This is a genomic window from Helicobacter labetoulli, assembly GCF_003670275.1.
In the GTDB taxonomy this organism is placed as follows: domain Bacteria; phylum Campylobacterota; class Campylobacteria; order Campylobacterales; family Helicobacteraceae; genus Helicobacter_C; species Helicobacter_C labetoulli.
Map to the genome: position 1 here is coordinate 46,251 of NZ_QXJF01000006.1, position 21,967 is coordinate 68,217.

Sequence of the window (21,967 nt, forward strand, 5' to 3'; positions counted from 1 at the left end):
TTTAATGTTTTCTCTGTTGCTCTAGCCACGATCTGAGCATTTTCTCATCACCATTAAACGCATTCAAATCAATGTGCTTCTCCCCGCCAGAATAGCCCTTTAGCACACCTTGTGGGTCATACTGCCAAAAACTCCAAGATTCAAAATGCACATTAAATAATCTTGCCCACATTGAATCTGGTGCAAAAAACACAGAGCGAATCCACAGCGGATTCTCCACATACCGCCCACGCAAATACATATCATAAAAACTTGGCGTTGTATAAATGATAGGCTTTATCTTATAATGCTTTTCTAAGGCTAAAAGGAGCGTGTCAAGCTCATTATAAACTTTTTGTGGAGATGGAGAATTTTTTGCCTTAGAGCCATAAAACTCCACATCTACAACCGGTGGTAAAGCCTTAGAATCTACTACATTTGGGACATTAGCGATAAAATTTTGTGCTTGTGTAAGCCCAGAGCTATCAAAGCTAAAAAAGTGATATGCCCCTACATATAGCCCCTGCTTTCTTGCCTCTTCAAAATTATATGCAAAGCGTTTATCCACCCAAGTGCTACCCTCTGTAGCTTTGATAAAAGCAAATGTAATGTTTTGACTTTTTAGAATCTCCCATTTGATATGCCCTTGATGAGCTGATACATCAACCCCTTTTATAGGATAGCTCTTATCACTTGGCATATTAAACCACACAAGCCCATTATGCTGTAAGACAAAAAATACAAGAGCTAAAGCGATTACCACAAATAAACGCGTAGCATATTTGCCTATATGAAAAATCTTAGCAAACACGCCTTTAAGATTCATACTCTCAATCTCGCATCATATTTTTCAAGCAAAAAGCTTGGCTGATAGGAGAGCTTTGCCTTTCTCAACCCCTCAATGCCCAAATCCTCCTCGCGATTAGCATACAAACAATGGGCAAACTTATTTTTTAAAAGGGCTTGATTGATAGCCTGATACGCCCCGCTAAAAGTAATATTTGCCTTTTCAATATGAATGAGTGCCATTTTTGAATCTAGCTCTTCACCAAAACTAAAAGCGATAATCTCCCCCTCATTTCGCAGTAATCCACCGCTCAAACCTAGAATCTCAAAGTTTGCCAACGCATCATTAATGCCTAGATTCTCATAATACAATCCCTCATCACGCTCACCCTGTTTTGCCTCCATATTTGCCTCCATAGCGGCATTAAACCACTGATTATTTACAGATAAAACCTCATCTAAATTTTCTGCTCCCAAAGATTCAAAACACGCATTAGGATATTGAAGATAGAAACGATTGAGATGATTTTTTTTCTTATGAAACTTTCTACCACTTAATTCAATCAGCTCTTGTGTATTATAAATATACTCAAACCTATCGCGTCTTTGGGTAAATTCAAAGCGTTCAGGAAAATCTCTCTGCAAAGATTCTGCTTCATCTTTTTGTAAAGAGTGAAACTCTAAGGCTAGTCCCAAAGTCGCATAATAATCTATAAGCAAATTGATTATGGGCTTTTTCTCGCCCCGCCCTAATGGATAAAACACAAATGGCGTCTGCTGTGGGTATTGTGTTTGAATAATAAGCTGATTTTGAATCACACAAAATGAAATCTCCCTAGAATGCCGCCACATAAACATATTTGTAAAATTTGTATCTGAAAGCCACCGCCCACTTTGCTTTGTGAAAGGCTCTAGTAGCGATTTATGGCTTAAATCAAGCTTTGTATATTCCATAGTATATCCCATAAAATCTGCCCCTTATCGTATATCAGCAAAAATATAACTTCCAAGCCACTTTATCTCTTCTCTCCTTTTAGCAAATAGCCTTTGCAACGCTTCATCTTCATAATGCCCTTGACAATCAATAAAAAAGCCCATTTTAAAATCCCCATTATCACGCACAGGGCGAGAATATATCTTTGTAAGATTAATGCCTTCTTTTTCAAAATCCCCAAGTAATCTAAACAAATCTCCCACCTCATCTTTGCGTTTTAGATTCACAAACAATGAAGTCTTATCATTCCCACTTGGTGCGTTGCTAAAATCACTCACAATCACAAAACGCGTTTTATTATGCTGTGTATCCTCAATATGCTCAAACATCAAGGGTAAATTATAGAGTTTGCCCGCTATTTTTGAGCCAATAGCCGCACTATGCGGACTACTTGCGGCTAGCTGCACCGCCCTTGCTGTGGAATCTGTAGGGATTTGCTCAATATGGTGTAGATTATGTGCGTTAAGGAATTTTTGACACTGCCCAAATGCAATATCTTTTGAAAATATCTTTTTAATCTCGCCCAAATGCTCACAACTACTCAAAAAACTATGGTGGATAGGCAAAATCACTTCAGCTATAATCTTAAAATCATACCTTGCGAGTAGATCAATACTCTCTCCAACCATACCATTTGTATTGTTCTCAAGCGGTATCACGCCGTATTTAACGCGTTTGTGTGAAAGGGCTTCAAATACTGCACTAATGGTATTAAGCGGTATATACTCACTCATAGCACCAAATCGCTCTTCTGCTGCTTGATGTGTATAGCTCCCAATGGGACCCAAAAAAGCTACTTTTTCAGGCAGCTCAAGGTTACGAGAAATCGCAAAAATCTCTTGATAAATCGCCTCAATCGCACGAATATCAAGATATTTACTTTTTGCCTTTCCTAACCGCTCAATAATCTCTCTCTCACGCTCTGGGCGGTAGATTGCCCCACCTTGTTTGTGTTTTAATGCTCCCACTTCTGCTACAAGTGCCATACGCTTTTGTAATAACTCAAAAATACCATCATCAATAGCATCAATCTGTTCTCTTAGCTCAAGTAAAGACTTCGCCATTTATAGCTCTCCCTTGCTGTGTGAATCTATATGCCCTACATTTTCAAGCAGCTTTTCCTCATCACTGATAATATCCTCAAAACGCTCACGATTTTTAATCAGTCTTGCATTGCCATTTTGCACCGCCACTTCAGCCGGACGCAAACGCGTATTGTAGTTACTTGCCATACTATACCCATACGCACCTACATTTTCAATCTTTAATAAATCGCCGTGTGCAAGCGGAGGAAGCATAATATTTTTAGCTAGGTAATCTCCACTTTCACAAATGGGACCCACCACATCACAAGGTGTAGATTCTAAATCCTGCTTGTCAAAACATTCAACCTTATGTTTGGCGTGATAGAGCGTAGGACGCATAAGATCATTCATCGCCGCATCTACAACTACAAAGCGTTTATCACCATTATACTTTTCATACAAAACACGAGTGAGCAACACGCCACTCTCCCCTACTAAGAATCTTCCCGGCTCACAAATAATAGTCAAATCAAGCCCATACAATGCCTCTAAAATCGCTTGTGAGTAATCATAAGGGCTAATGAGATTCTCATTCTCATAGCGTATGCCAATCCCTCCGCCCACATCAAAAAACTTCAAATCAATCTTTAGAGCAATCAAACTATGAGCAAGTTGTGCGATTTTTTTTGCAGCTTGGCGGATTGGCTCTATATCTGTAAGCTGTGAGCCGATATGAAAATGAATCCCAACAGGCTCAATATATAAAGAGTTTTTAGCAAAAATATACATCGCTTTGGCTTGTTGTATATCTACACCAAATTTATTCTCGTGCAAACCCGTAGAAATATAAGGGTGCGTTTTAGCATCAATATTGGGATTCACACGAATGGAGATTCTCGCCACTTTATTAAGGGCTTTTGCAATAGATTCTATGCGTTGTAGCTCCTTCTCACTCTCCACATTTAAAAATAAAATATCACTTTGCAACGCCTCTTGAATCTCGCTATCTTGCTTTCCTACACCACTAAAAATAATCTTATATTTTGGTATCCCAGCCCTTAATGCCCTCCTCACCTCTCCAATAGATACGCAATCCGCCCCACTACCCAAAGTGCCTAAATGATGGATAATAGAGAGATTGGAATTTGCCTTTAACGCATAGCAAATAAGCGATTTTCTCGCTCTAAACGCATCTTTTAAACTCAAAAAAGCTGAAGAAATTTTTTGCAAATCATATACATAAAGTGGTGTTTGATAGGTTTGTGCAAGGGCGTTGTAGTCTATATCTTTCATCTATGCTCCATCATTTTGACAAAATCAAATCATTGTGTTTTAGTATCCTAAGGGGAGAATTTTAGCTATATTAGCATAATATTATGTTAAAATCACGCTCAACTTCTTTAGATTCAAGGATTTTTATGTCATTGTCCCCTGATAGTGTATTTATACTTGTGAGTATATTTTGCGTGGCTTTATTTGTGTTACTTGTGGCGTTGTGGCTTTTTGGTCCTGCACCCAAAAAAGTAGAACTCAAAGAGCAAGAACAAAAAGTCAGCATAGAAGAGATTATGAAGATTTTAGATAGTCCAAAAAGTAATATACTAAAGCTTACCAAAGCAGTGGATATGTTTTTTGAGCATTATGATGAGCTTGATTTGAGCGATTATCGTAAGAAAAATTTTCTCTTTGCTATTACCGTTCATAGAAACACTTCAACAGAGCTTATCATACACACAGAAGAGCGTCTAAGGGAGCTTAACCCTGACTTAGAGCGAGATCTTAATAAAACGCTCAATCGCGCCCTTGATGCAAGAGATATTTAGATTCTAAAGGATTTTAGACTTAGCATTAATGGGCTTGTATGCGACATCTACTTAAAATCTCATTTTTATATATTGTGGTGTTGTGTAGTTACACTCAAGCATTGGAGTTTGCTATAAAAAATTTTAGCCCTTATGAGATTTTATTCATTCAAGATTCTTATCTTCAAGCACAAAATGGCATAACTGCTCAAAATCTCTGCAACAATGGTGTGCAAGAAGTGTGCGATAGGATAATTGGCATTATGCACCCATTTATCACATTTGGGGCAAAAACACAGAGAGACTAAAGATTCAACAAAAGCAGTGGGGAAAACGAGAAAGAGAGCTTTACACACAATATATAAGCCTTTGTGATAACACTGATATTTTTGGCACAAATTATTCTAAAAATCCCGCCAAGCACCCTTTAAAACTGCTTCTCAAGTCAAGTCGCCAACTTTTCTTATCTATACAAAGCCTTGTGCATTACCATAGCTCACATTTATCCCAAGCAGAGCAAAATCATAAAGAGCATTGCGTTGCTCTTTCACATAGTATTTATGAAGTGGAATCTTACAATTTTCGCAAAAAAAGAATATACTCGCCCCTCATCTATTGATAATGCCCTACTTGCTTCCTGTCTCAAGTATGATAATCTCATCTCCTATATGCAGACATATCACCCATTAGGCTCATTATATGGTGCGTTTCTAGCAAAGTATGATAAAAACTTAGCAGATTCTACTTTTGCTCATTCTACGGATGAAATCCTCCCATTTGCAGAGAGTGATAAATGGAGCGAAGAACAAGCAAAGCAGGTATGTCAAAGAATGCGTGAATCCACACAAAGCAAGGGGCATTTTATAACCCTAGAGACTTTGTATGACCTTGAAAAGCTCAATACAAACTTTCTTAAACAAAAGCAAGAAACAATGGCTATCTTTTCTAAACTTTGTGAAAACAAAGATGAGCTTAATTCACTCTTTGCCTATCCGTGTCAAAACTTAGAATCTGTGCATTATGCTATATTACGCACATACCTTGCCGCAGAGGGAGCTTGTCAAGGTGGCATACTCTTACGCCACAAGGCAGAATACGATAAAGAGCTAAAAAGAGACAAAAGCAAAGCGACAGCAAGAATGTCAAGAAAAGACAATGTTGCTGTGCGAATTAGAATCTACTTATCACTTATAATACAAAGCCTAGATTAATAACCCTGTTGTTGCAGGTTTTTGTAATCATTACAACCCACAAGTGCCAAGATAAGCGATAGGACTGCCACAAGCCCAACTGCTATTTTTTGCATTGTATTTTTCATTTTTGCCCTTTTTAATGAGAATCTAAAGCCTACACAATACAAAAAAACGCATTTTAAATTTTGGCAAATTTATTCTAAGATTCACGCAAAAATACAAAATCTAGCATAGAATCTATGCTAGATTTATTCTCATTAAAACTTGACTTAATGCTTGTGCTGCGTAGGCTGAATGTCCTTATTATCCGCAAGATTCTGCGATGAGACTTTTTCTAAAAAGCTTAGAAGTTTTACTGTGGCTTGCATATACGCCTTAGCACTTTTAGAATCTGGCTCAAAAAACGCAATAGGCTTTCCACTATCTCCACCCTCACGCACTTTAGGCTCTATCGGGACTTGGGCAAGTGTGCTTGTGCCATACTGACTAGCTAAATCCTCACTTGTGCCTTTGCCAAAAATATCATATTCTTTCCCACAATCAGGGCAGATAAATCCGCTCATATTCTCAATAAGTCCCGCGATTGGCACTTTTAGCTTATCAAACATATCAAGGCTTCTTGCACTATCATCAAGGCTGACTTTTTGCGGAGTTGTTACGATAACCCCTGCACTCACCGGCACACTTTGTGCGAGTGTAAGCTGTGCATCGCCCGTGCCCGGTGGCATATCAATCACAAGCACATCAAGCTCACTCCACAGCACATCTGTTAGCATTTGCTCAATGGCTCGCATAATCATAGGACCACGCCAAATAAGGCTCTGCCCCTCATCATACAGCACGCCCATACTCATCATCTCCACACCAAAGGCTTTGAGAGGGATAAGCTTTTTTTGTGCTTCATTGACTTCTGCCTTTGTGGCATTAAGCCCTAGCATTCGCGGAATATTTGGACCATAAATATCCGCATCAAGTAGCCCTACTCTTTTGCCCTGCTGTGCTAGAGCAATGGCAAGATTCACACTGCTTGTGGATTTACCCACACCGCCTTTGCCTGAGCTTACCATTACAAAATGCTTGATATGTGGGGCAAGATTCTTTGTCTTTGGCTCTGGCTTTGGAGCGGGTTTTGGGGGGTTAATCTCTAAGTTTAGATTCTGTCCTTGCAGTAGAGAATCTAGCTGTTTTTGCACCTCAATTTTCAGTGTATCAATGACTTCTTGTGTGCTTGAGGGAATATCTATGCGGATATATACACCCTCATCACTTACCTTCACTTCTTTAAGAAACCCAAAACTCACAATGTCTTTTGAAAAATTTGGATAAATCACATTTTTTAGATTCTGTGTGATTTGTTCTTGAGTTAGCATATTCAATCCTTTTAAGTTGTATTCCTTATCATCAAGGACTTTTGGGGAATCCTTAATGGGACAAGGCGGTGGATTATAACAAGTAAAATTTAACTTCTCATTAAACAATTTTTCTTAAAAAACAGACAAAAGATTATTGAATCTACGCTAGAATCTAGCCCAACTTACCTTTAAGGATTCTCAAGGATTTTTCCACAATGCTTCTTGCGATTTATAGTGTATGTGTCTTTATTTTTATCGGCTACATAGCAAAGCTTTTGCGACTTGTTGGAAACAAACAGAGTGGAATCTTGCTTGGATTCTTACTCAACTTCGCACTTCCTGCACAGATTTTTAATGGCACATATCACGCTACTTTGGATATGGACTTTTTTCTTGTGTGTATTGTGAGCTTTGTCTGCTCTATCAGTGGTGGATTGGCACTTTTTGGCATTGGCAAAGCCCTAAAATTAGAGAGAAATTCTCTCATTACACTGAGCTTTATGGGAGCATTTGGCAATACGCTCTTTTTGGGATTGCCTATTGTCAATGGAGCATTGGGTGAATCTTATGCTAACAAAGTCATCATTTATGACCAAATCGTTACAGGCATTCCTATTGCATTTTTTGCTCCTTTTATTTTGAGCCTTGGGGGCAAGGGGAGTTTTGGATTAAAAGCTGTGGCATTGCGACTTTTTCAAAGCCCACTTTTTCTTGCCCTGCTCTTTGGACTAGCACTCAAAGCCCTGCCCTTGCAGATTCCTGATGAGCTATTTTTACCTCTTAAAAGTCTTGCTCAAACCGCTACGCCCGTGGCACTTTTTGCCATTGGGGTGCAGATGAGTCTGCAAATGATTAAGCAAGAATGGAAGCTCACTGCCCTTTTACTTTTTGGCAAAATGTGTATCGCTCCGCTTTTGCTTTTTATCTTTGTGGTTGTAGGGTTTGGAGGGTTTAACGATTTATGGCGTATGGCACTTATTGAAGTGGCAATGCCTCCTGTTGTGAGTGCTGGGGCGATTGTTATTAAAGCTGGGCTAAATGCCAAACTTGCGGTGAGTGCTATTGCTTTTGGAATCTTGCTTAGCTTTATCAGTGTGCCTTTGTGGTTATTTTTCGCATAATTTGGCATTTTACATTCAGTGGAGCATTAAACATTTAGCGTTTAAGGCTACAATGTGATAGAAACTTTGATAGCAAATAAAATAATGGCAAAATTTGGGGGGGCGATTATGTTTCAAAAATACCTTATTCCTTTATGTATCGTGGCGATTATCTATCTTGTATCCACAAGCGATGCTTTAACAAATGTCAGTGCTGGACTTGCGATTTTGCTCTTTGGTATGTTAAGTCTTGGGAGTGGTTTTCGCGTTTTTAATGGCGGCTTTTTGGAAAATCTCCTTACAAGTTCCACAAGCACTGCTGTAAAAAGTATCACTTTTGGGACTATCGCTACTGCGGTTATGCAAAGCTCTTCTTTAGTCTCCGTGCTTTCAATCTCTTTTGTCTCCGCAGCACTCTTAAGTCTTACTCAAGGTATAGGTGTGATGTTTGGAGCAAATCTTGGTAATAGTGCGGGATCGTGGCTTATTGCAGGGGTTAGCGGTATGAAAATCTCCGCTCTTGCCTTGCCACTTATTGTTGGCGGAGTACTATTTAATTTTCAAAGCTCAAAAGCAAGTAAGGGCATAGGGCAGATTCTCATCGGTATTGGTTTTTTCTTTTTGGGTGTTGGGTATATCAAAGATGGTTTTGAGGAGTATAAAGAAGTTGTTGATTTTTCGCAATACTCTATGGAGGGACTATATGGGGTTTTGCTCTTTGTGGGATTAGGTGCATTAATGACAGCTATCGTGCAAAGCTCTCACGCCACACTTACAATCATTATCTCCGCTTTTGCCGCTGGAAGTATGAGCTATGAAAATGCCCTTGCAGCGACACTTGGCACAAGTGTAGGGGGTGTGATGACTGCTGTTATTGTCTCACTTAGCACAAATATTGATGGTAAGCGTTTAGCTGTGGCAAATTGTATTTTTAACTTTAGCATTGTCCTGCTTGTGATTGCGACATTTGATTATTTTGTGCTGATTAATAGTAGTATCTCCACACTTTTGGGCTTAGAAGAAAATAGTGTTTTGCGTATTGCTGTGTTTCACACACTTTTCAATCTTGTAGGCGTGGTGCTGATGTTACCTCTTATACCCAAAATCGCCACGCTTTTAGAATCTATAATGAAAGATAAAGATTCACAAGTTGATAAGCCTTTATATGTCAATGATACGATTGTGCAGTATCAAGACACCGCTTTCATCGCTCTGACACACGAAGTGTATCATTTGTATGAAAATGCCTTTGAGCTTATCTCTCACGCACTTGGATTCTCACGCCAAGATATAAAAAGCCAAGATAAAATAGATGATGTGCTAAAGGCTCGTATATGGGCAAAAGAAGATGTGGATATTGAGATTTTTTATATTAAAAAAATCAAGGTGCTTTTTAATGCCATACTTGATTTTTCCACAGAAGTGCAAGCCCACACACAGGATAAAGTCTATATCTATAAGTTTGCTATGCTTACTTCTGCTTCACGCCACATTGTTGAAGCCATTAAAAATATGGAGCTTTTACAGCCCAATCTCAAAAAAAATAGTCTTTCCAAAAATCAAATTCTCTCTAATGAATACAATGCTCTAAGAACACACCTTGCCATACTTTTGCGTAGTATTGAAGAGATTAATATTGATGAGGAGTTGCACCCACAAGTAGCCATTGTCAAACTCAAGGCACAAAAAAAAGCTTTTAAAAGGATTGATAAAGATTCTATTCTCAATATAGAATCTATGCTAAGCAAAAAAGAAATCAGTGTGCCTAGCGGAACATCACTCCTTAATGCTGTAGGCTTTAGCCATAATATCGCCAAAGAACTTGCCAATGCGATGATACAGATTCAAAAAACACGGCTTGAGCTTGATGAAAATCAAAATGAACTAGAAAAAAATATCAATGATGGGAGTGTGAGTGAATAAAAAGCTCATTATTTTTAGCCTAAGTGCTGCAATCTTACTTTGTATAGGAATCTTGCTTTTTACCACACAAAAAAAGCAAAAGGAGCAAATCGCAAAAGAGCCTCCAAGCCTAGAATCTTTACAAGTTAAATATGCCAACATTACGCCAAAACTTTGGGGAGAGAATATAGAGGGCATTACTTCACTTCTGCCTAGTGAATCTTCACCTGTGGTTTATCTCACCTTTGATGCGTGTAGTGGGGCGTATGACAAGGCATTGATTGATTATTTGAGCGAAAACAAAATTGAAGCGACATTATTTATTAACTCACGCTGGATTGACAAGCACGAGCAGGATTTTTTAGCCCTAGCTCACAATCCACTTTTTTCAATCCAAAATCACGGCACACTCCATCGTCCGCTAAGTGTCAATGGCAAGTCAATCTACCATATTAAAGGCACAGATTCTATCCAAGGCGTATATGATGAGATAATGGGCAATGATAGACGCATTTTTGAACTCACCGGCAAACACCCTAGATACTTCCGCTCTGGCACGGCGTATTATGATGAAGTGGCAGTAAGTATCGCCAAAGATTTGGGCTATGAAATTGGTGGCTTTGATGTGTTAGGCGATGGTGGGGCGACTTTTTCAAAAGAGACAATCATAAAACAAGTCAAAAAAGTTAAAAATGGCTCAATTCTTATCTATCATTTTAATAAACCAAAAAGTGAAACATTAGCTGGACTTAAAGAGGTCGTGCCACTTTTGCAACAAAAGGGCTTTAGTTTTAAAAAGTTAGAATGATTAAAAAAGAGTTTTGTATAGAATCTACACTCCCAAAAGGAGGGAGTGTTTGCCAAAGGAGATTAGTTTCCTTTAACAATTGTTGTTGAAGTAGAGTAAAGTCCAAGAATACCAAAATTCTTAGAATCTACGCTTTTGATTTGAGAAATACCACCAGCTTTTGCCGCAGTATCAACAGAGCAATCACCAATAGCTACAAGACCAAGGATATTGCTGCAAGTTGCACTTCCTTCTTTTGAAGCTCCACTTGCTGAAGTAGCAGTCCCCGGTGTGCTATTACCTGTATAAAGCATACCCGGTGCTGTTCCAGCTACAGAACAACCTGCGAAGAACGCCATAGAGCCACCTAAACCTAAAGCCAAAATAAGCTTTCTCATACAAACTCCTTAAGGAAATTCCACACTTTATAAATCTAGTGGGTAGCTCCATTATAAAAAAAAACGCTCCTAGTAATTCTCTCTTTTTGCCACAAAAACACCAAAGATAATTACAAAAATACCCAGAATCTCAAACATTCCAAGCTTTTCACCAAGTATAAAAAAGCCCATTAAAGCGGCGATTATAGGTGAAAAAAGCAATAAGATCGAAGAGGTTTGCGTATTGACCTTGCCTAAAATATAGTTAAAAAATCCCTGTCCAATCACTTGTCCGCATAACGCAATAAGGGCGATTATCCCAAAATCTCTCATATCCTTTGGCACTTCAAAGCCCTCAAAAATCAAAGCAAGGGCTAAAAGCATAAGGCTTGAACCAATACAGGCAAAAAACATAATCTCCAAAGTCCCATACCGCTTTCGCAGTGAGTAAATCACACCCAAAAAACAGCTATAACACAGCACACTTAAAAACGCCATAAAGTCCCCAAATGGCGTTGCTACACTTAGCTCCCCCTTGCCTCCAACTAAGATAAAAATCCCAACAAATGCGACAATAGCCCCGATTAAAAGACTTTTTTTGAATCTTTCCTTAAAGAAAAAAATGCCAATAGGCATAAGGATAAAACACGCCAAAGAAGCAAAAAGATTCACATTTGCCACACTTGTATGACGCAATGCGATATTAAAAAACAATAAATCAAAGGCAAAAAATATCCCTGCCAACATCATAAAAGCAATGTCTTTTAATGGAATCTTAAACACATTCCTACGCGTATTTGCCATAAGCCAAAAAACAGGCAGTGCCAAGGCTATGCGATAAAATCCCAAATTGATAGGCGACATATCTGTGAGCTTTACAAGCACACTTGCATAAATAATAAAACTCTCCGCCAATAAAGCTAAGATAATAAAAAAGCTGGGGCTTTGGGGGAGTTTTGGGAGCTTGGGGGGCTTTTTGATGTTTTGGGGCTTATTTTGTTGGCTAGATTCTAGAGTTTGGGTTTTTAATCCGTTGGAATCTGTGGGGTTAAATTCTGTGTTTGCTAGATTTGGGATAGGACTTAAGGGGCTAGTTAAAAAATGGGGAGTTTGAGAATGGTTCGCTACAAGTTGGGGAGTTTGAATGATGTTTTGCTTTTTGTGAATTTGACAAAATTTTAATACAGAATCTAAGATAACCCGCACAACTTCCATTCTACAATATCCCTAATGCCAAGGCTTTTGAAACGACTTTACAAAACTTTTTTGGCTCTTTTTTTCGCAAAATTGTAGCATAAAATACGCTATAATTTTGCACATTTAGCCCAAAGGATTTTGATGTCAATCTCACAAACACGCATAAATAAAACTTTTGCAAATATGCTAAGCTACACGACACTTTTTCAAACACTTGGTTTTATGTTGATTTTGCTTATACTTTGCACTTGTGCTAGGGGCATAATGGTGCTACACTACATTCCACAAGAATTATGGGAACACAAAGATTTTTATGCAATGTGGTTTATGGGTTTTAAACTTGATATGCGTAGCATTGGCATTGCGATGCTGATTTTTGTGGGGTTAAAGCTCATTGCTTATATCATAGAATCTGTGCTTAAAATGCTTTGCTTTTTAGCTAACGGGGGGGGGGGCAAAACAAGATTCTAAGATTCTAGTACTTATAACTTCATTTTTCTCCCGCTTCTTTTCCTTTTTCTTTTTGTGTTATGCGTTTTTGCTAGGCTTTGTATTTATGATAGCTGCTATTGTGAATTTCTACTACTTCCGCACTTATGGCAGTAAGATTGATATTTTCATCTTTGGGTTAAAAGATGATGACACTTTGGCAGTTTTATCCATTATGTGGCAGGATTATCCCATTGTATGGGGGATTTTGGCTGATTTGCTGTGTGGGCTTATCATGCTTTTTGCTTATAAGATTCCACTCAAATATGACTTTTTCAAGCACAAACTTAGCATTACTCTCAATACAATCACGCTTTTTGCTTATGTGATTATACATATTTGTTTTATTATATTGCTTTTTATTGCCGCTCGTGGCTCACTTGGGACTTATCCCATATCAGAAAATAATCATAACATCTCACCATTGCCACTTTTTAATCACCTTTGCACAAATCCGCTTATTGCATTTGACTGGGCAAGGACAAATTATAAGCTTGATACACATTTTGCAAAGCCTGATGTGCAAAAGGGTGAATCACTGTAAGGAAGACTCTTTCCGCTTTTGCATACCACAGCAGATTCTAGCTTTTTACGCAATAATCCGCCGCATATTGTTTTAAATCTTATGGAGAGTTTTGGCACAAATATGCTTGTGTATGATGAGTTAGACAAAAATGATTTGCTTGGGTCTTTGAGAGAGCATTTTGAATCTGATTTTGTATTCTATCGCTTTTTAAGTGGGGCAAATGGCACAGCTGCCTCATTGGTAGGACTTTTCTTTAATGCTCCTGATGCTCAAATCTCACTTGGCAACGCAAAAAATATCAAGCTTCCTTACAATCCTTTTGGAATCTATGCAGATTCAGGCTATGAGACTATCTATATCACCTCCGGTTATGCCTCTTGGCGTGGTGTTGGGGACTACACCAAGATTCAAGGAGCGCATAAAGTCTATGATGCCATTACACTAATGGATAAGTATCCTGAAAGCAAACACGATAAAAGTGCTTATGGTGTGCCTGATGAGTATGCCTACAAACTTGCATTTGAAATTTTAGATAATGCCACAAAGCCAACTTTCATCGCCATTTTAACAACAAGTAATCATCCGCCCTACCAGCTTCCGCATAATTACACCCCTAAGCCCATCTCATTACCAAATGAGCTTCTTTCAAAAATTACAACACAATCTCAAGCAAGATTCAATCTCGCCACACAACTCTTTCAATATGCCAATGACGCTTTTGGGGAGTTTGTGAGCGAAATCAAACGCTCACATCTTGCCAAAAATACCATTGTAAGTGCAACAGGTGATCATCGCATAAGGGATTTTGGGGATAACCCTATCACAGACAAAGCTCTATATTGCAGTGTGCCTTTTTACATTTATGTGCCACAAGCTTATAGAGCAAATCTCCTTTATGACTCATCTCGCGTGGGTTGGCACAAGGACATATTGCCAACTTTATATGAGCTTAGTCTTTCAAATGCGACATATATGAGTCTTGGTGGAAGAAATATGCTTGCAAAAAAAGATAATGACAAATATGCCTTTGGATTTAATGCTTCAGTGTGGATTGATAATAATGGAATCTACCCTATTCCAACTGAAGCAGGATATTTGTGGCAAGTTTCACAGGTAAGCAAAGATTCTAAAAAATACTTTGGACTACGCTCAACAAATGAGCATTTTGACCCTAAAGAGAAAAAAGATTTTGCTACACTTTATAACGAACTTTTTAACTACTCTATTTTGTGGCAAATCCACAAAGCCAAAGAAGAGAATGGGCAGAATCCACGCTAAGATTCTAGAAAATAGCTAATCCCTGCAAAGCCAAATAATTCTAGATTCATAAGCTCGTGGATATGTTGGCTCTTTATACCACCAAGTGCCACGATGTGAGAGCGTAAAGATTGAGGAAGATTTTTTAAAGTCTCTAAGCCCAAAGATGTGCCTTTATTTAAACTAGGATATATAGGGCTAAGCGTGCAATAATCTGCCCCAAAAGCAAGTGCAGATTCTACCTCATCAACGCTATGTGCGCTATATCCAATAATTTTATTATGCAAAAAATAACTCCTTAATGGAGTAATAAACTCTAAAAGATTAGATTTTAAATGCACACCATCAAATCTTGATGATAGAGCAATGGCTTGATTGGGGCTTGCAAAAGGCAGATTCAGCAAAAGTGTCTTATGAGACAAAGGGCGAGTAATCTCTAAAAAATCATCAATAAATTCACCATCAGTATGGCGATGCATAAGCCAAGAAGCAGATTCTGCATATAATGGAAGATTTTGCAAATACGCCTTGTCAATGCAAGGCGTGATGAGAATAGAGATAAAACTAGTGGTTTTCATCCACGACTACTGCGCCGTGAATATACACATAAGTAAGAATCATAAAGACAAATGCTTGAAGCAATGCCATAAAAGTAAGAATAGCAAAAGGTGCTACAGGCACAACCCAAGGGGCAAGCATCAGCATAACAAGCAAAAACATATCATCACCCTTAATATTCCCAAAAAGACGGAAAGAAAGCGAGATAATACGAGAAAAATGCGAGATAATCTCAACAGGAAGCATAAGTGGAGCTAACCACCATACAGGTCCCATAAAATGTTTAAAATATTTGAAAATACCTTGAGCGCGTATCCCCTCAAAGTGATAGTAGAAAAAGACAACAAGAGCTAAGACAAGTGTAAAGCTCCAGCTTGAAGTGGGAGATTCAAAGCCCGGGATAATGCCAATAGCATTGCCAAAAAACACCAAAAACGCGATAGTTGCAGCAAGTGGAAAATATTTACGAGCAATATCCTCACCCACAATATCCTTGGCAAACGAGATGATACCAGAAATGATATATTCAAACACATTCTGTATGCCACTTGGGACAACCTGCATTCTGTGTGTAGCAACGCGTGCGAGAATCAAAATGATGATCGCCACAAGCAATGTATGAAAGCCAATAATAAAATCGTGATCGCCATTAATTAGACCAGCAAAAGTAAAAACTCTATTATCCATAGTAACGCCCTTTTCATTATAGATGGTGTAGATTATGCCAAGTTTTTTGTTAGTTTTGCTTTAAACTTTATAATCTTATGAAAATTTTTCATTCAAATGCCAAATATGCCACATAAACACCGCACACAAAATCCCCATAGGTAGCAACAAGCCTATTTCAGGATACACAAGCCCAGCAACACTCAGCTGTGAGAGCGAGAAAAACACGCCCCATATTGCCAAAGCCGCAATAATACTTACAAAACTAATAAGCGTAAGATTCCCATACCTATGCAACGAGGGGATATAATAGGCAATAATTGCAATACACAAAGGCACAAAAAATGGTATCACAAGTAACCCATACAAGATTCCGCGTATTTTGTCCGAACTCACCTTTTGCTTTTTGGCAATTTTCAATGAAGCAAAAGCATCAACAATAGAGGCTATTGGCTTATCTTGGGCGATTGTCTCAAGCACCTTTGAGCTAAAGCCTTTAAGAATCTCAAGCTCCTCCTTTAGACTTACCTCCAAAGCCTTCTCGCCAAGTGTTGGAGAATCTGTAATATCCACGCTTCTAGCCTTTTTTAAAACCCACACATTTTTTTCAAAAAACGCCTCTTTTGCCTCGTGATATGCAACTAAATTGCCATTTTTATCTAGGGTAAAAACCTTAATACCCTCCGCCCTTGCTTCGCCATCAAATAATGGATAAAGTTTGCGTAAGAATATGTATTCATCGCCACTTTTTAGTAATAGATTCTCGCGAATATTTTGTGCATTTTGATAGATGATAGATTCTGCATATTCCTTTGCATACGCAAATGGTGTAGCATTCAGCCCAATAAACCCCATAGTCAGTAAGCTTGAAATAAAAAGCAAAGGAGCTAGAATCTGTCGCTTTGAATAGCCTAGAGCCATAAGGGCGGTGAGCTGGGAGCTTTTGAGAAATGCCATATAAAACATAATAGAGCATAAAACAAGTGAGATGGGCAAAGTATAAGTGAGTGCAAAAATCCCATCATAAAACAAAAATAAAATTAACAAGTTTGCAGAATCTGGCAACTCATCAACATATTTGAGCGTATCAATCGCGAGAAAAAATCCCTCCAAGCCCAAAAAAATGATAAGAAAATACTTGAGATAATAAAACCCCACAAAACGAACAATCATTTCTCGCCACCCCCACAACCACGCGAAGAATTAAGACTAGATTCTATCTTGCTAGGCGACAAAGAAATATGTTTAGAATCTAAAAGATTAGCAGGATCTTGGGCTTGTGATTTATTGTGTGCGGTTTGTTTTGCAAACTTCCCTTTTGTATTGATACTAAAACGATTTTGCAACGCTAAGGCAATGTCTTTTAGGCTATCTTGACTCATCTGTGCAAAATCCAAAATTGCCTTTTGCAAATGTGGCATAAGTATATCAAGTTGTTTCATCTCCTGAGCGTTAAAATCACTCAACACATAATCTACCACACTTTGTGTAGCACTCCTGCCAATGCCAAAACGCAAACGCACATATTCATTCCCCATCGTGTTATCAATGGATTTTAGCCCGTTGTGTCCGCCACTTGAGCCTGCAAATTTAAAGCGAATATCACCAAAAGGAATATCTAACTCATCGTGTATAACAAGCACTTTTGAAAGCTGAAAATACCGAGTAAAAGGAGCTATGCTCTCTCCAGAAAGATTCATAAAAGTTTGAGGTTTTAAAAAATACAGCGTTTGATTATAGGCTTTTAGCACTCCAAGTTCAGCATTAAACTTTTTATCAAAAGCAAAATCAAAACCCAATGTTTTTGATAAAAAATCAAGCACCATAAACCCGACATTATGCCGAGTTTTCTCGTATTTGACACCCGGATTGCCAAGCCCCGCAATAAGAAGGGCGGACATTATTTTGCTTTAATCACTCCAACAACTGCAACAGAAGGGCGATTTAGCACACTGACACCATCAAGCTGTGGCAAATCACGGATAAGGATAGAATCCCCTACATCTAAATCACTCACATCAAGTTCATAAGTATTAGGAAGCTTTTCAGCTGTGCATTTTACGCTAATACGCTTTGTGGAAATAAATAGCACACCTTTATTCTTAAGCCCCTTTGCACTGCCTTTTACGCTCACAGGAACTTTATATTTACTCACTACGCCTTTTTGAGCTAAAAGCAAATCCACGTGGATAATCGTATTTGTAACAGGATCTTTTTGATACTCTTGAACTACAACATCTAAAGTCTTTCCATCGACTTTCACAGGGAAAATCAATGTACTTTTGTGTTTCACCGCCTTGATAAAATCATTCAACTTAAAGGCACAATGGATATTCTCTTGTCCCTTGCCATAGATGTTTGCAATTAGATAACCATCATTCCTCAAAGCCTTTGCTTGAGATTTTGAAATACTCTCTCTAATTTGTCCTTCTAACATTGCCAGTCCTTTTTGAAAATTTAAGGGTCGCATTATAGCTAAAAACCCTTAAAGACACTTTATTCCCCGATATAAACTTGGCGAGGTCGTGTGATTCTTGTTGTTGGATCTTTAATATGCTCTAGGAGCTGTGCGCACCAGCCGGGCATTCTTCCAATAACAAAAATAGGTGTAAAGAGTAAAACAGGAATCTTCAACGCAGAAAGAATAATCCCTGAGTAGAAATCCACATTTGGATAGAGATTTCTCTCTACAAAGTAGCTATCATTCAACGCCACTTCTTCCACTTTATGTGCTAAATCACTCAAGCGTGAATCCATTTTGATTCCCTTAGCGTCCAAGTCATCTTTAAGCTTTTTAAGAATCTTCGCGCGTGGGTCGTAGTTTTTATACACCCTATGCCCAAAGCCCATAAGCCTAAATGGATCATTTTTATCCTTTGCCTTAGCGATAAATTTATCCACATTTTTCGCATCGCCAATTTCATTAAGCATATCAAGCACTTTTTCATTTGCTCCGCCGTGTGCTGCTCCCCACAACGCATTGATCCCAGCACTCAACGCCGCATAAGGGTGTGCTCCGGTTGAAGCGACATTACGCACCGTTGTTGTGGAAGCATTTTGTCCGTGATCGGCGTGAAGTGTGAAAATTTTATCCAATGCTTCAACCTCTAAAGGCGTAATTTCAGCTGGACCGCTAATTGTTTGCTTCATTTTTCCGCCCGGATACGCACGAAGCATATACAGGAAGTTTTCCACATAGCCACGCTCCACATCAGGGTAAATATATGGAATCCCAAGCGAATGTCTATACGCAAACGCCACAAGCGTTGGAATCTTAGCAATAGCGCGTCTTGCCATTACTTGTCGCTCCTCTTCATTACTCATATCCAAGTGATGAAAGTGAAATGTAGAAAGAGCCGAAAGGGCAGCAGATAGATTTGCCATAGGGTGAGCAGTGTCCGGGAAAGCATTAAAGATATTAATAAGCCCCTCGTGCAGGAAACTCCTATGCATAAGCTCTATTTCAAACTCCTTAGATTCTGCACCATTATTTGGTGCATCACCTGTAATCAAAAGCTTACACACATCGGTAAATTGATACTTCTCTACAAGCTTTTGCAGCGGGAAGCCTTTATAGAGTAGCTCCCCCTCTTTACCATTAATGTAGCTAATCGTAGATTTACACCCAGCCGTTGAGCCATAGCCCGGATCATAAGAGAAAATATTTGTGCGTTCAAAAAGCTTGGAAAAATCCACCGCTTTTGGACCTCTCGTGCATTCAATCAGCTCAAAATCAAAGCTTTCTTTTGTTGCGTTATTTGTTAGCGTAATGGTTGCCATAACATCTCCTTTATGTAAGATTTGGAATCTAAATCGCCCTTTCATTATGGCACAAACACCCAATAAAGTCAAAAAAAAATTAAATTTTTATGCTAAACTGACACCAAAAGTGCCAAATGATACAAATTACACCTATCTAACACACTCCAACACACTTGACACGCAAGATTACTTTAATGTAGAATCCGCTCTTTTAAAAGTAGTTGTATATACAACTACTTCTTTCACTACACTAAAAATAACAAAGGAGTAATATATGCGTTCTATGCGTTTTTTTTTACATCTGCCTTACTACTTACTTTAGGCACAAGCCTAAGCTATGCCTCTGGCTTTATCTTAAATGAGCAAAGCCTCAATGGCACAGCACTCAATTCTGCTTATGTTGCCGGAGCGTATGGTGCAGATTCTAGCTATTATAATCCCGCAAATATGGGCTTTGATGATAATAATGAGCTAAAGCTCAATGCCACAATGATTTTTATCCCGGGATTTGATTTTAGCACAAATAATAGGAGAGTAGAAATTAGCGGACAACCCACCAACCCAACTATTATAGATGGCAAGGCACATAGCACTTATGCTTTTGTGCCAAAGATGTTTTTTAAGACTAAAGCTCTAGAAGTGAATGAAGTGCTTAAAAGCAGCTTTGGTTTATCAGTTACCACCCCTTCTGGGCTTACGATGGACTGGGGCAAAGAGGGCGGAGACTTCCTTGATAATGTAGGAATTGGTATGATTGAGATAAATCCCGTTATGGCACTCACATATTTCAATAGATTCTCACTGGGGGCTGAGATTTATCTACGCTAATGGTGATTTTGATAACACCCTACAAGTGCCTTTTGATTATCTTGGCATTAAAGGCACAACAAAAGTTACCCAAACTTCTAATACTGAATCTGTAGGCGTGGGCTACAATCTCGCTGCTTCGTTGAAAATCACAGAAAAAACCACTCTAGCCCTAACCTACCGCTCTAAAACACATTTTAATATGAGAGGCAGTCTCAATGCCAACTCTGAAGTGCCTTTAGATTCAGTAATGGGCTTTCCAAATGGTGTCAATATGAATGCCAATCTTAGTCTCTCAATGGATATAGCTGATGTTATTCGCTTAGGCTTAGCCCACCACTTTGAAAAGCTTTTAGCTGAATTTGTCTATGAGCATACTTTTGGAATAAGGCTGATATTTTTGAGTTTCAATACAGCGATCAAGTCTTTACCGATCCAAATGGCAAAGAAGTTCCAGACTTAATCCTTAACAATCTCAATTCAGCCGACTACAATGCCGTGGCAATGGGACGCGGCCGGAGAAATAGCAATGCTTTCCGCCTAGGGCTTACCTATCTCCACTCCCCAAAGCTCAAGTTTATGGGCAGTCTAGCCTTTGACGCCACCCCCGTGCCTCAAGGCAAAAATCGCTTTGGAATCCCCGATGCAAATGCCTATATGCTAGGACTTGATGCGAGATATAGTCTTTGGGATAATAAAGCAGATGTGGGTATAGCCTACTCTCTCGCACTCAAAGACAATAAGAGAAGCTTTATCCAAAGCAAAGATGGCTTAGGGCAGTTACATTTACTTACCCTTGGTTTGAAATATAGATTCTAAACTTAATATATTCTTAATTTAACGATTTTTGCGGGGTTTTGTAGATTTTTTTGTATAATACACGAACAAATCTACAAAAGGAGGAAAAGGATATGTCAAAGCATAAAGTTGTTTTAACAACTCAAGACAGAGAAGAACTCGCACCATTGCTCAATATCACAAAAGCCGAGCGGGAGCTTATGCCTCAAGAAGTTTTAGAAAAACTTGAACTCCTTGCCAAAGAGCAAGAAGAGGGCGGCTACCAAGATCTTGAACAAATTATAGAAGAATCTTTGCAAATTGTAGAATCTCTTAAGCCAAATGCTAATATGCTTTATGATACGCACAAACGCTCACGACTCAAAAATTATATTTGGTGGAGAACACATTATCAAGTTTTCCTTTCAAAACGCAAAGCCCAACGCACCAGACGCAAATGTTATAAAAAGAAAAAATCCTAGTTTCTACTTTGCCACACCTATTGTAAGCAGATTAATTCCGCTTACAATAATCCCCTGCTTAAAGATGAGATTCTATGAAAATCTCATTGCTTCAAATTCTCGCTCAAAGCTCTCGCATTGTAGCTATTTAGATTCTTATCAAAGCTAAG

24 protein-coding genes and 1 pseudogene are annotated in these 21,967 nt (G+C 38.6%); 12 read left to right on the top strand and 13 right to left on the bottom strand.

The window, feature by feature from the left end; genetic code table 11:
* Window position 1 precedes the first annotated feature (1 nt).
* From EBF12_RS03875 to lysA, 4 genes are read right to left on the bottom strand one after another with little or no spacing between them, the layout of a single operon-like run.
* Window positions 2-805: a glycoside hydrolase family 25 protein gene (locus EBF12_RS03875; RefSeq protein WP_121726497.1), complete on the bottom strand. Its 804-nt coding sequence runs from the start codon at window positions 803-805 to the stop codon at window positions 2-4.
* Window positions 802-1,731, bottom strand: a complete 930-nt coding sequence (locus EBF12_RS03880) for a DUF2156 domain-containing protein (protein WP_121726498.1) — start codon at window positions 1,729-1,731, stop codon at window positions 802-804. The genes EBF12_RS03875 and EBF12_RS03880 overlap by 4 nt, the downstream gene beginning before the upstream one ends.
* A 12-nt stretch (window positions 1,732-1,743) precedes the next feature.
* Entirely contained in the window at window positions 1,744-2,823 is a 1,080-nt protein-coding gene (gene pheA, locus EBF12_RS03885; RefSeq protein ID WP_121726499.1) for a chorismate mutase, read from the bottom strand.
* On the bottom strand, window positions 2,824-4,077 hold the full coding sequence (gene lysA, locus EBF12_RS03890; protein ID WP_121726500.1) for a diaminopimelate decarboxylase: 1,254 nt from the start codon (window positions 4,075-4,077) through the stop codon (window positions 2,824-2,826). It lies immediately after the preceding gene.
* A 125-nt stretch (window positions 4,078-4,202) separates the two neighbouring features.
* Here lysA and EBF12_RS03895 point away from each other — a divergent pair, with 125 nt between their 5' ends.
* From EBF12_RS03895 to EBF12_RS11685, 3 genes are all read left to right on the top strand, one after another.
* On the top strand, window positions 4,203-4,607 hold the full coding sequence (locus EBF12_RS03895) for a hypothetical protein (RefSeq protein WP_121726501.1): 405 nt from the start codon (window positions 4,203-4,205) through the stop codon (window positions 4,605-4,607).
* A 38-nt stretch (window positions 4,608-4,645) separates the two neighbouring features.
* Window positions 4,646-4,894: a hypothetical protein gene (locus EBF12_RS11680; protein ID WP_244196345.1), complete on the top strand. Its 249-nt coding sequence runs from the start codon at window positions 4,646-4,648 to the stop codon at window positions 4,892-4,894.
* Window positions 4,895-5,125: 231 nt separating this feature from the next.
* Entirely contained in the window at window positions 5,126-5,797 is a 672-nt protein-coding gene (locus tag EBF12_RS11685) for a hypothetical protein (RefSeq protein ID WP_244196346.1), read from the top strand.
* Between the two features lie 251 nt (window positions 5,798-6,048).
* On the opposite strand, the gene EBF12_RS03905 is transcribed toward EBF12_RS11685, so the two are convergent.
* Window positions 6,049-7,149, bottom strand: coding sequence for an Mrp/NBP35 family ATP-binding protein (locus tag EBF12_RS03905; RefSeq protein ID WP_121726502.1), 1,101 nt, complete (start codon window positions 7,147-7,149; stop codon window positions 6,049-6,051).
* A gap of 197 nt (window positions 7,150-7,346) precedes the next feature.
* Here EBF12_RS03905 and EBF12_RS03910 point away from each other — a divergent pair, with 197 nt between their 5' ends.
* The 3 genes from EBF12_RS03910 to EBF12_RS03920 all read left to right on the top strand — a co-directional run bounded on the left by EBF12_RS03910 (window position 7,347) and on the right by EBF12_RS03920 (window position 10,941).
* Window positions 7,347-8,252 (top strand): AEC family transporter, encoded by a 906-nt coding sequence (locus EBF12_RS03910; RefSeq protein WP_121726503.1) that lies wholly within the window; start codon window positions 7,347-7,349, stop codon window positions 8,250-8,252.
* A gap of 108 nt (window positions 8,253-8,360) precedes the next feature.
* Window positions 8,361-10,154, top strand: a complete 1,794-nt coding sequence (locus EBF12_RS03915) for a Na/Pi cotransporter family protein (RefSeq protein ID WP_121726564.1) — start codon at window positions 8,361-8,363, stop codon at window positions 10,152-10,154.
* Window positions 10,147-10,941: a polysaccharide deacetylase family protein gene (locus EBF12_RS03920; protein ID WP_121726504.1), complete on the top strand. Its 795-nt coding sequence runs from the start codon at window positions 10,147-10,149 to the stop codon at window positions 10,939-10,941. Before EBF12_RS03915 ends, EBF12_RS03920 begins: the two co-directional genes overlap by 8 nt.
* Before the next feature lie 62 nt (window positions 10,942-11,003).
* Here the strand turns inward: EBF12_RS03920 and EBF12_RS03925 are convergent, their stop codons facing one another.
* Entirely contained in the window at window positions 11,004-11,318 is a 315-nt protein-coding gene (locus tag EBF12_RS03925; RefSeq protein WP_121726505.1) for a TRL-like family protein, read from the bottom strand.
* A 69-nt stretch (window positions 11,319-11,387) separates the two neighbouring features.
* Window positions 11,388-12,512, bottom strand: a complete 1,125-nt coding sequence (locus tag EBF12_RS03930) for a DMT family transporter (RefSeq protein WP_121726506.1) — start codon at window positions 12,510-12,512, stop codon at window positions 11,388-11,390.
* Between the two features lie 123 nt (window positions 12,513-12,635).
* On the opposite strand from EBF12_RS03930, the gene EBF12_RS03935 reads away from it, so the two are divergent.
* From EBF12_RS03935 to EBF12_RS03940, 3 genes are all read left to right on the top strand, one after another.
* Entirely contained in the window at window positions 12,636-12,965 is a 330-nt protein-coding gene (locus EBF12_RS03935) for a hypothetical protein (RefSeq protein ID WP_121726507.1), read from the top strand.
* A gap of 85 nt (window positions 12,966-13,050) precedes the next feature.
* Window positions 13,051-13,527: a hypothetical protein gene (locus EBF12_RS11690; RefSeq protein ID WP_244196348.1), complete on the top strand. Its 477-nt coding sequence runs from the start codon at window positions 13,051-13,053 to the stop codon at window positions 13,525-13,527.
* 18 nt (window positions 13,528-13,545) lie between these two features.
* Window positions 13,546-14,787, top strand: a complete 1,242-nt coding sequence (locus EBF12_RS03940) for an LTA synthase family protein (protein WP_244196349.1) — start codon at window positions 13,546-13,548, stop codon at window positions 14,785-14,787.
* On the opposite strand, the gene EBF12_RS03945 is transcribed toward EBF12_RS03940, so the two are convergent.
* The 6 genes from EBF12_RS03945 to EBF12_RS03970 form a co-directional block, all read right to left on the bottom strand.
* The gene (locus EBF12_RS03945) at window positions 14,784-15,344 is read right to left on the bottom strand and encodes a thiamine phosphate synthase (protein WP_121726508.1); all 561 of its coding nucleotides are present in this window, start codon (window positions 15,342-15,344) and stop codon (window positions 14,784-14,786) included. The two genes, EBF12_RS03940 and EBF12_RS03945, sit on opposite strands and share 4 nt — an antisense overlap.
* The gene (locus EBF12_RS03950; RefSeq protein WP_121726509.1) at window positions 15,331-16,011 is read right to left on the bottom strand and encodes a F0F1 ATP synthase subunit A; all 681 of its coding nucleotides are present in this window, start codon (window positions 16,009-16,011) and stop codon (window positions 15,331-15,333) included. The genes EBF12_RS03945 and EBF12_RS03950 overlap by 14 nt, the downstream gene beginning before the upstream one ends.
* A 75-nt stretch (window positions 16,012-16,086) precedes the next feature.
* Window positions 16,087-17,163 (bottom strand): LptF/LptG family permease, encoded by a 1,077-nt coding sequence (locus EBF12_RS03955; RefSeq protein WP_121726510.1) that lies wholly within the window; start codon window positions 17,161-17,163, stop codon window positions 16,087-16,089.
* Window positions 17,160-17,891 carry an aminoacyl-tRNA hydrolase gene (pth, locus tag EBF12_RS03960; RefSeq protein WP_121726511.1) on the bottom strand — a complete coding sequence of 244 codons (732 nt, stop codon included), beginning with the start codon at window positions 17,889-17,891 and terminating at the stop codon, window positions 17,160-17,162. Before pth ends, EBF12_RS03955 begins: the two co-directional genes overlap by 4 nt.
* Window positions 17,891-18,427, bottom strand: coding sequence for a 50S ribosomal protein L25/general stress protein Ctc (locus EBF12_RS03965; RefSeq protein ID WP_002957034.1), 537 nt, complete (start codon window positions 18,425-18,427; stop codon window positions 17,891-17,893). Before EBF12_RS03965 ends, pth begins: the two co-directional genes overlap by 1 nt.
* Window positions 18,428-18,486: 59 nt before the next feature.
* Window positions 18,487-19,770, bottom strand: coding sequence for a citrate synthase (locus EBF12_RS03970; protein ID WP_121726512.1), 1,284 nt, complete (start codon window positions 19,768-19,770; stop codon window positions 18,487-18,489).
* Between the two features lie 333 nt (window positions 19,771-20,103).
* On the opposite strand from EBF12_RS03970, the pseudogene EBF12_RS11695 reads away from it, so the two are divergent.
* The 3 genes and pseudogenes from EBF12_RS11695 (at window position 20,104) to EBF12_RS03995 (ending at window position 21,818) form a co-directional block, all read left to right on the top strand.
* Window positions 20,104-21,022: pseudogene (locus tag EBF12_RS11695) on the top strand (OmpP1/FadL family transporter).
* A gap of 41 nt (window positions 21,023-21,063) precedes the next feature.
* Window positions 21,064-21,378 carry an outer membrane protein transport protein gene (locus EBF12_RS12150; RefSeq protein ID WP_121726516.1) on the top strand — a complete coding sequence of 105 codons (315 nt, stop codon included), beginning with the start codon at window positions 21,064-21,066 and terminating at the stop codon, window positions 21,376-21,378.
* Between the two features lie 92 nt (window positions 21,379-21,470).
* Complete coding sequence (locus tag EBF12_RS03995; RefSeq protein ID WP_121726517.1) at window positions 21,471-21,818, top strand: hypothetical protein; 348 nt, start codon at window positions 21,471-21,473, stop codon at window positions 21,816-21,818.
* The last annotated feature ends 149 nt before the right edge of the window (window positions 21,819-21,967 follow it).